General features: G+C 64.3%; 8 protein-coding genes. 1 reads left to right on the top strand and 7 read right to left on the bottom strand.

What is annotated here, in order from left to right; translation table 11 throughout:
- The 4 genes from HBA54_RS26870 to HBA54_RS26855 all read right to left on the bottom strand — a co-directional run.
- The coding region (locus HBA54_RS26870) for a methyltransferase domain-containing protein (protein ID WP_167231192.1) at nucleotides 1-315 on the bottom strand (315 nt) is incomplete at its 3' end.
- A 137-nt stretch (nucleotides 316-452) separates the two neighbouring features.
- Nucleotides 453-1622 (bottom strand): MalY/PatB family protein, encoded by a 1170-nt coding sequence (locus tag HBA54_RS26865; protein WP_167231189.1) that lies wholly within the window; start codon nucleotides 1620-1622, stop codon nucleotides 453-455.
- Between the two features lie 209 nt (nucleotides 1623-1831).
- A complete protein-coding gene (locus HBA54_RS26860) occupies nucleotides 1832-2314 on the bottom strand; it encodes a peroxiredoxin (protein WP_167231186.1) in 483 nt (160 codons plus the stop codon).
- 172 nt (nucleotides 2315-2486) lie between these two features.
- Nucleotides 2487-4646 carry a protein-disulfide reductase DsbD family protein gene (locus HBA54_RS26855; RefSeq protein ID WP_167231183.1) on the bottom strand — a complete coding sequence of 720 codons (2160 nt, stop codon included), beginning with the start codon at nucleotides 4644-4646 and terminating at the stop codon, nucleotides 2487-2489.
- Between the two features lie 273 nt (nucleotides 4647-4919).
- On the opposite strand from HBA54_RS26855, the gene HBA54_RS26850 reads away from it, so the two are divergent.
- A complete protein-coding gene (locus HBA54_RS26850; protein ID WP_167231180.1) occupies nucleotides 4920-5483 on the top strand; it encodes a YqgE/AlgH family protein in 564 nt (187 codons plus the stop codon).
- 274 nt (nucleotides 5484-5757) lie between these two features.
- Here HBA54_RS26850 and HBA54_RS26845 read toward each other — a convergent pair whose 3' ends face one another.
- Genes HBA54_RS26845 through thrC form a run of 3 tightly spaced genes read right to left on the bottom strand, consistent with a single transcriptional unit; the run spans nucleotide 5758 to nucleotide 9057 of the window.
- Complete coding sequence (locus HBA54_RS26845) at nucleotides 5758-6345, bottom strand: GNAT family N-acetyltransferase (protein ID WP_167231178.1); 588 nt, start codon at nucleotides 6343-6345, stop codon at nucleotides 5758-5760.
- A gap of 13 nt (nucleotides 6346-6358) precedes the next feature.
- The gene (locus HBA54_RS26840) at nucleotides 6359-7615 is read right to left on the bottom strand and encodes a M16 family metallopeptidase (RefSeq protein WP_167231175.1); all 1257 of its coding nucleotides are present in this window, start codon (nucleotides 7613-7615) and stop codon (nucleotides 6359-6361) included.
- Entirely contained in the window at nucleotides 7612-9057 is a 1446-nt protein-coding gene (thrC, locus tag HBA54_RS26835; RefSeq protein WP_167231172.1) for a threonine synthase, read from the bottom strand. The genes HBA54_RS26840 and thrC overlap by 4 nt, the downstream gene beginning before the upstream one ends.
- Between the last annotated feature and the right edge of the window lie 200 nt (nucleotides 9058-9257).

Here is a 9257-nt window from a genome sequence, read left to right as displayed (position 1 = left end):
CTGCGCGTCCGCCTCAATCAGCCCGACTTGACCGAGTGATCCAATTCTCCGCTTTGCGATTTCGAGGAGCAGCGGCGCCACGTCCACTCCGATCACTCGGCCTCCGGTTCCGACCCGCTCAGCAAGCTGGAGAAGGGTCTGCCCGGCTCCACACCCGACATCGAGGACACCATCTCCCAAGCGCAGGGGTAACGATTCGATAGCTCTCAGGCCAAGCGGAGAGAGCTGGAGGTCGATAAGCTCATATATCTGCGCCCACGCCCTTGCGTGAAGGGAGGCTGAAGACGGTGCATTCGCTGAACCTTGGCGAGGCATCAAAGGTGAGTAGCATGTACCGTGGCTCGCGTCAGCATCCCATCACGAAGGCGGCAGCGTTTGCGCAAAGGTATGTTCCGGGCTCAATGCGGTCGTTGCCCTTCCGAGAATGAATGACCGCTAGTGGCCGAAGACAGTCATTCCGCGAAAGTCCGCTCCAGCCGCCTCGCCGCCTCTTCCACCCGGGATCTGGGCGTTGCCAGGTTGAAGCGCAGCCGGCCCTCGCCGCCCTTTCCGAAGGTCGGCCCGTAGTTCGCCGCAATCCGCGCTTCCTTGGACATCAACCGCTCGATCTTCGCCTGTTCAAGCTGCAATGCCGAGACATCCACCCAGGCAAGATAGGTCGCCTCCAGATGCATGGAGCGCAGGCCGGGAATGGCGGCGATGGCCTCATCGAAGAGGCGCCGGTTGCCGTCGAGATAGACGATCAGGGCCTCCAGCCAGTCGGCGCCGCCGCGATAGGCCGCCGTGGTCATCAGCATTCCCATGTGGATCGGGCTGAGACCGGCCGCTGCCTGGACCTTGCGATAGCGGCTGCGCAGGTCTTCGTTCTCGATGATCACGCTGCCGGTCATGCCGCCGGCAAGGTTGAAGGTCTTGCTCGCCGCCGCGCAGATCACCATGCGGTCGCGCTGCGCCGGCGCCGCCAGGGGGGTGACCACATGGCGGTGGCCGGGATAGACGAGATCGTGGTGCACCTCGTCGCAAACCAGAATCAGATCGTGCTTCTCGCAGAACTCGGCGAGGTCGCGCAGTTCCTCCGCCGTCCAGACACGGCCACCGGGATTGTGCGGCGAACAGAGGATGACAATGCGCTCGGAGCCGTCCAGACTTTCGCCAAGCGCCTCCAGGTCCATGACATAGCACCCCTCCACTTCCCGCAGTTCCGATTCGACCGTGCGCCTTTCGTTGGCGGCGATGACCCGGTCAAAGGCATGGTAGACCGGTGAGAAGACGATTACCCCGTCGCCCTTTTCGGAAAACGCCTGGATGCAAAGGCCGAGGCCAGAGACCAGACCATGGGCAATCGTGATCCAATCCGGATCGACAGCCCAGCCGTGACGTTGCTCCAGCCAGTCGATAGCGGCGTCCTTATAGGCCGTGGCGGGGCCGTGATAACCGTAGACGCCGCGATCCAGCGCCTCCGCCAAAGCCTGCTGGACCGACGGTGGCGCCCTGAAATCCATGTCCGCGACCCACATGGAAAGACCGTCGGCGGGATCGACGCCGAAAAGCGGTTCTATCAGATCCCATTTGGCGCAGTCCGTGCCGCGCCGGTCGATAACCTCATCGAAATCAAACGTCATTGATGCCCCTTTAATCCAGATGCCGAACCCCTTCGGCCGGCTTTTGTCGCATCCCGCGGTTTCGATTGGAAGGCACAACCGCGAAGGGGCACCATCGGGAGGGCGAAGGTTCAAAAGACCTTGGAGCAGGACCGGAGCCGCGGTTTCGTACAAAGAAAAACGGCGGCCCCTGTCCGGGGCCGCCGTCTGTTGTTCTGCGGTCCGCGCATTTACAAGGCGGCGAGCATCGCCTCGGCGCTGGAGACTTCGAAGGCGCCGGGTTCCTCAACGTTCAGCGTGGTCACCTTGCCGTCGTCAACGATCATGGCGAAGCGCTGGGCGCGGGTGCCCATGCCGAAGCCGCTGGCATCGAAGTCCAGGCCCAGGGACTTGGCGAACTCGGCGTTGCCGTCGGCCAGCATCACGACCGAATCACCGACCGACTGGTCCTTGCCCCAGGCGTCCATGACGAAGGCATCGTTCACCGACATGCAGGCGATGGTATCGACACCCTTGCCTTTAAGATCGCCGGCGTGCTGGACAAAGCCGGGCAGATGCTTGGCCGAGCAGGTCGGCGTGAAGGCGCCGGGCAGGGAGAAGAGAACCACTTTCTTACCGCCGAAGAGCTCGCCGGTGGAGAGTTCCTCCATGCCCTCGGCCGTCATGTGCTTGAAAGATCCGTTCGGAACGCTGTCGCCAACCTTAATTGTCATCTTGAGATGTCCCCTGAATTGATGCCCGCCGGTTCCAGCTTGCTTGCGATAGGAATGCCGGGGCCGGATGTGTCAAATCTGTGAAGCGCCGGGGAACCCGGCCCTGATCCACAAGATAGGCCCGCAGCCGTTGCATTCCAAGGGCTGCGAAGGACAGACCGTCCTTAAGTCCTTAGGAACCGCCACCGTCGGCCGGCCCGGCTTCGGCGATACCGGTCCCTGCCGCCTTTTCAATTGCCGCCATGACCGCATCGGTCGTCAGCAGCTCCGGCAGGGCGATGCCGTCAGGCGCAGCCGGGCCGTAGACAACGTTGAAGGGAATGCCGTAGCGCTGGAAGCTCGCCAGATAGGCCGAGATCGCGTCGCTCGGCAGGGTCCAGTCACCCTGCATCCTGACAACGCCCGGGTCCGACAGCCGGTCCGAGACGGCAGCGGTGTCGAGCACCAGTTTCTTGTTCACCTGACAGGTGATGCACCAATCCGCCGTCACATCGACGAAAACCACCTGACCCTCGCCGACCAGCCGGCCAATAGCGCCGGTATCCAGTGCGCGCCAGACACTCTCAGCCGAAACCGCCTTACCGCCGGACTGTTCCAGCGGCAGCCCGGAAGGCAGCGCCAAAGCGGCCAGGGCCAGCAGACTGGCCGCCGCCGGCGTGGCCAGACGGTACTTCTGCCTGAGGGTCGATCCGGCCCAGAGCACCAGGCCCAGGCCGAAAAGCAGGCCGCCGGCCAGCAAGGCGGCGATCATGCCGACCTGGGCCGCCAGCACGCTCAACAGCCAGACCGCGGTAGCCGCCAGCAGCAGGCCCAGAATCCGCCGCAGGGTGATCATCCACCGCCCGGGCCGCGGCAGCCAGGACGCCAGGCCGGGCGCCACGGCGACCAGCAGGTAAGGCAGCGCCAGACCGACGCCCAGGGCGGTAAAAATCAAATAGATCTCAAAGGCGCCGCGCGAGAGGGCAAAGCCGACCGAGGTGCCCAGAAAAGGCGCCGAGCAGGGTGTCGCCAGAAGCGTCGCCAGGGCACCGGTGCCGAAGTTCCCCAGCAGCCCCTTGTCCGAACCACCAGCGGCAAGATTGCCCACGAAAGACGGCAGCGGCACCTCGAAAAAGCCCATCAGGTTATAAGCAAAAAGCGCCATCACCAGGGCCATGGCGCTGAGGAACAGCGGCTGCTGGAACTGGATACCCCAGCCGACCGCCATGCCGCCGGCTTTCAGCGCGACGGCGGCGGAGGCCAGCAACAGGAAGGAGAACAGGATACCCGCCGCCGAGGCGAGAAAGCTGGCGCGGATATGACGTTTCTCACGCCCGCCCTGCTCGGCAATCGACAGCAGCTTGATGGAGAGCACCGGCAGCACGCAGGGCATCAGGTTGAGAATCAGCCCGCCCAGCAGCGCCAGGCCCAGGATACCCAGCAACGCCAGCGGCTCGATGCCCGCGGCAGCCGGCATGGCGGCGAAGCGCGCGACACTGCCTTGTTCCAGGCCGCGCGCGCCATCGGTCACGGTCAGGGTGAGTTGCTTGCCTTCCAGTACCTGATGATCCAGAAGGCGCGACGTTTCCACGCTGATGTTGGCCAGCAGGCCGCCGTCGGAGAGCGTTACCTCGGGCTTGGCAAAACCGAAGCCGGGCGGTCCTTCGACCAGCAGGTCCGGGGCGGTGAAGGGCGTCTCGGAGCGTGCCGTAACCTCCAGGACCGGCGCCTCCAGGCTGCCGGTCAGAACCGCGCTTTCCAGGCTCAGGCCGCGCTCGGCGCCCCGACCCGGCACCTGGCGGCTGAAACTGTCGATGAGAAAAGCCTGAGGCGCGCGGCTTTCCGGTCCGGCCGGCAGGTCGAGGGCCAGATTGGCGCGATAGGGAATGCAGATTTCTTCACAGATCAGATAGTCGACAGCGGCGGTCAGGGACAGCGCCTCCCCCGGCTGCTCCAGGCGGACGTCGACCGGCAGCACAACCTGGTCGCCATAGCCGAAGGTCTCCAGGCCGAAGAGCGAGAAACGATGCGGCACCGGCCAGGCAATCTCGCCCGCGGCAAGGTTGCGCGAACCGGCCCAATCGATGGCCGGCGGAAAACCGGCATCCCCGGGGCTACGCCAGTAGATCTTCCAACCGGGCTTCAGATCGAACTCCAGGCCCAGCTTCACGGTATCCCCTGCCACGGCATCCTGGGGTACAGTCTGCCCGGCCGAGAGCAGACGCACCTTCACCTGCTCCTCCACCGCCCAGTCGCTGGCAGCCGCCGAAGCACTCTGCGGATCCAGGGAAAGTCCGGCCAGAACCAGTAAGCCGACAGCAAAGTGCTTTAATCTTGCACGCTTAAATGGCATTCTCACTCACTAGCGGTTGTGTGCCCGGCAGAACCCGGCAACTGACAGGCGGACACCGAAGCACCCGGCATATAGACGGGCCCGGTCATAATATCCAGTGGCCAGATGGCCGCACTCACAATATCGTGTGGCAGGCGGATCGCCTGACCGGCAGATCGGCTCAACTATGAGCCTTGAGCCCACCCGCGGCGGGAACTAGATATTACAAAAGGCTGATGCTCGAAGCATCGGACCTTCCTAACGATCACCAGTGGACCGAATTGCTCATATCGCATGGATAACCAAGAATTCCTGACCGGCCAGCTCTTAATCGCCATGCCCGGCATGCGCGACTCCCGTTTCGCCCGCAGCGTGATCTATGTCTGCGCCCACCACCCCGACGGGGCCATGGGCCTGGTCATCAACCGCCTGGTGGGCGCCATCACCTTTCCGGATCTGCTGACCCAGTTGGGCATCGAGCGCCCTGAAGTAGACGAGGAAATCCGCGTTCACTTCGGCGGCCCTGTAGAATCCGGCCGCGGCTTTGTGCTGCACTCCGGCGAATACAATCAGGACTCGACGCTGCAGGTGAACGACACGGTGGCGCTGACCGCAACCACCGACATCCTGCGCGACATCGCCGGGGGCGCCGGCCCGCGCCGCCGGCTGCTGGCCCTGGGCTATGCCGGCTGGGGGCCCGGGCAGCTCGATTCCGAGATCCAGGCAAACGGCTGGCTGCACGTTTCGCCGGACGAGGATCTCGTCTTCGATGCCGACCTCGACAACAAGTGGGAACGGGCCATCGCCAAGCTGGGCGTCGACGTTTCCATGCTTTCCAGCGACGCCGGCCACGCCTGACGAACCGGCAACTTTGGTGTTCTCGCCTTACGTCGAAGCGGACTGAGGGTCGTAGCCGCTTGACCAAGATTGCGTAAGGATTTTCATATTCCTTGTCACCCCGGACTTGATCCAGGGTCCATCTCTCCCTGCGCAGGGGCCTCTCCAGCGAATGCCGGACCTGGACACACCATGGATCCCGGGCCAAGCCCGGGATGGCGAAAAAGAAAGTGATATCCAGAGTGGCATACGCCGCCCGTTAGCGCGCATCGGTGCCGTCCAAACTGAAAAGAGTCTAAAGCCGCGCGTCGTCGCGCAGCATTTCGAACAGCAGATGGTCCTGCCACTTGCCATTGATGCGCAGGTACTGGCGGGCGTAACCCTCCTGCCGGAATCCGGCCTTCAGCAGCAGCGCCTGGCTGGCATCGTTGTTCGGCAGGCAAGCCGCCTCTATGCGGTGCAGACCCAGCTCCTCAAAGGCGAATTCGACAACCGAGGCCACCGCTTCGGTCATGTAGCCCTGACGGGCAAAGCGCGCGCCGATCCAATAGCCCATGCTGGCGGCCTGGGCCACGCCGCGGCGCAGATTGGAAAGGGTGACGCCGCCCATCAAGGCGCGGTCGTTCAGGCGGTAGACCAGGAAACTGAAGCCGGTGCCGCGCCGCCACTCATGATTATAGGCCTTCAGGCGGCGGCGGAATGCCGCACGGGCCAGCGCATCGTGAGGCCAGGTCGGCTCCCAGGGCACAAGGAACTCGCGGCTCTCTTCACGCAGCTCGGCCCAGGCCTTCCAATCCGCCATGCGCGGTGGACAGAGATAGACCCGCGGCCCTTCCAGGCGGACCGACAGCGGGCCATCGCCGCGGAATACCGTGAAGAGCATGGCCGCCGCCCCCTCAGGCCAGGCGCGCGGCGATCCGCTCGGCGCTCTCCAGGTGGGCCAGCGGGCCGATTGCCGTAACGGTCGGCGGCGAGGTCACCAGTTTTGCGGCGATCCGCTGCAGATCCGCCGTCGTCACCGCGTCGATCTTCGCCAGGACTTCGGCAACCGGCACCGTCCGGCCGTAGATCAGGAGCTGCTGGGCCAGTTGCTCGGCCCGCGAGGCGCTGCTCTCCCGGCTCATCAGCAGCGATGACCTTACCTGGGCGCGGGCGCGGTCCACTTCGTCCTCGCCGATGGCGCCGCTCAGCTTGGTCATCTCGTCGCAGACGACGGGGACCAACTCCTCCACTTCACGCTCGCCGGTGCCCGCGTAGATGCCGAAGACGCCGCCATCGAGAAAGGCCGAGTGAAAGGCATAGATCGAATAGACCAGTCCGCGCTTCTCACGCACCTCCTGGAACAGCCGCGAAGACATGCCGCCGCCGAACAGCATCGACAGCAACGAAAGCCCGTAATAGTCATCGTCGAGGTAGCCCGGCGCATCAAAGCCGAGCAGCAGGTGAACCTGCTCCAGGTCGCGCTCCTCGCGCCGGTCGCCGCCGCGGTAGGCCGCCGGATCGGTCGCCCCGTTGGTGGTGAAGCGCGATGCCTGAAAAGCCTCCGTCACCTGTTCGACAAAGCGCGCGTGTTCAACGTCGCCGGCGGCCGCCACAACCATCTGGGCCGGGCCGTAATGGCTCTGCATGTAGTCCCGCAGCACCGTAGAGCTGAGCGCCGACACCGTTGCGCTGTCGCCCAGCACCGGACGGCCGATGGCCTGCGCCGGATAGGCGGTTTCCTGAAAGTAGTCGAAGACGATATCGTCGGGCGTATCGTTGGCCTGGCCGATCTCCTGCAGGACCACCGCCCGCTCGCGCTCCAGTTCCTCCTCCAGAAAGGTCGGGTGCTGAAGAATGTCGGCGACGATGTCGAGAGCGAGGTCGGCGTCCTGCGACAGAACCTTGGCGTAGAAGGCCGTGTTCTCCCGGCTGGTATAGGCGTTGAGGTGGCCGCCCACGGCCTCAATCTGCTCGGCGATATCGCGGGCCGAACGCCGCTCGGTCCCCTTGAAGGCCATGTGCTCCAGCAGATGGGCGATCCCGTTCACCTCCGGCGCCTCATGGCGGGTGCCGGCGCCGACCCAGGCGCCCAGCGAAACCGTCGCGGTGCCCGGCATGGCGTCACTGGCGATGGTCAGGCCGGAAGGAAGCCGTGTTACCTCCACGCTCATGCGGCGCCCCTGACTGAAGACGCCGACGTATCAGACGAGGGCGCATCCGCCGGCGGGCGGTTGCCGCTGATGTAACCCTGCAGGGCCGAGAGATCGTTGGGCAGCACGGTGCAACGCTCCTCACGTTCATAGAGATCGGCCAGACGGGCCGGCAGTTGCGGGCGGACGCCCGAGGCTTTCTCGACCGCATCGGGGAACTTGGCCGGATGGGCGCAGGCCAGGGCCACCACCACGGCAACGTCGTCGCGCAGGGCCGCCGCCGCGGCGGCCGTGCCGATGGCGGAATGGGGGTCCAGCAATTCGCCGCTGGTTTGCAGCCGCGCCGCAATCTCCGCCATGGTCTCTTCGTCACTCAGACGATGACAGTCAAAAAGCCGGCGCAGACGCTGCAGTTGTTCCGCCGTCACATCGAAACGCCCGGTTTCGCGGAATCCTGTCAGCGTGGCGCTCACCTTGTCGCCGTCACGGTCCAGCACATCGAACAGCAGCCGCTCGAAGTTCGAGGAAACCTGGATATCCATCGACGGCGAAATCGTCGGATTGACCGGCGCCATCTCCATGGTGCCGCTGTTGAAGAAGCGGGTCAGAATGTCGTTGCTGTTGGAGCCGACGATCAACTGGCTGACCGGCAGGCCCATGCGCCCGGCCGCATAGGCGGCATAGATGTTGCCGAAGTTGCCGGTCGGCACGGCAAAGGCAATCGCGCGGTCCGGCGCACCCAGCGCCACCGCGGCGACGAAGTAGTAGACGATCTGGGCCATGATGCGCGCCCAGTTGATGGAGTTCACCGCCGAGAGGTTCATGGCGTCGCGAAAGCCGATGTCGTTGAACATCGCTTTCACCTGATCCTGGCAGTCATCGAAAGTGCCTTCCACGGCGATGTTGTGCACATTGGAAGACAGGATCGTCGTCATCTGCCGGCGCTGCACCTCAGAAGTGCGCCCCTTGGGATGCAGCATGAAGATGTCGACCTGGTCGCGGTCGCGGCAGGCCTCGATCGCCGCGGAGCCGGTATCGCCGGAGGTCGCACCGATCACCGTGACCCGCTCGCCGCGTTGGCGCAGGACATGATCGAAGAGATGGCCGACAAGCTGCAGGGCATAGTCCTTGAAGGCCAGGGTCGGCCCGTGGAACAGCTCCATCAGCCAAGTGCGCTCGTCGAGCTGCTTCAGGGGCGCAACCGCCCGGTGGCCGAAGACGCCATAGGTTTCCGTCAGGATGCGCCGCAGGTCGGCATCCGCGATGCAGTCGCCGACAAAGGGCTTGATCACGGCGTAAGCGACCTCGGCATAGGGCTTGCCGGCAAGGGCGCGGATTTCCTGGGGAGAAAAGCTCGGCCAGCTTTCCGGCAGGTAGAGGCCGCCGTCGCGCGCCAAGCCCGTCAACAGGGCTTCGTCGAACGAAAGCACCGGGGCCTTGCCCCTGGTGGAAAGGTAACGCATGGCAAAGGCCTCGAATCAGAATGCCGAAATCACAACGGCTTGCTGTGCAAACCGCCAATCTAGACGTAAGGAGGCCCCCGCCGCAAGCCGGAGAATTCTCGCCAATCCACAGAATTTCGGCAGTTTTCCAAGGGTTGCCGCAGTGTTGCGGTGACAATTTCGTCAAAAGGTCATATATAGTCCCTTGACGAAAGGACAAA

This window comes from Pelagibius litoralis (assembly GCF_011683915.1).
In the GTDB taxonomy this organism is placed as follows: Bacteria; Pseudomonadota; Alphaproteobacteria; order Kiloniellales; family Kiloniellaceae; genus Pelagibius; species Pelagibius litoralis.
Note: the sequence above shows the minus strand (reverse complement) of the source record. Positions and strands in the feature narration are given on the sequence as shown.

Bases quoted from the DNA above. Each gene is read 5' to 3' on its own strand.
- HBA54_RS26840 (WP_167231175.1), bottom strand. From the start codon at position 7,615: ATGAGCGTGGAGGTAACACGGCTTCCTTCCGGCCTGACCATCGCCAGT.
- HBA54_RS26860 (WP_167231186.1), bottom strand. From the start codon at position 2,314: ATGACAATTAAGGTTGGCGACAGCGTTCCGAACGGATCTTTCAAGCAC.
- thrC (WP_167231172.1), bottom strand. From the start codon at position 9,057: ATGCGTTACCTTTCCACCAGGGGCAAGGCCCCGGTGCTTTCGTTCGAC.
- HBA54_RS26850 (WP_167231180.1), top strand. From the start codon at position 4,920: ATGGATAACCAAGAATTCCTGACCGGCCAGCTCTTAATCGCCATGCCC.
- HBA54_RS26845 (WP_167231178.1), bottom strand. From the start codon at position 6,345: ATGCTCTTCACGGTATTCCGCGGCGATGGCCCGCTGTCGGTCCGCCTG.
- HBA54_RS26855 (WP_167231183.1), bottom strand. From the start codon at position 4,646: ATGCCATTTAAGCGTGCAAGATTAAAGCACTTTGCTGTCGGCTTACTG.
- HBA54_RS26865 (WP_167231189.1), bottom strand. From the start codon at position 1,622: ATGACGTTTGATTTCGATGAGGTTATCGACCGGCGCGGCACGGACTGC.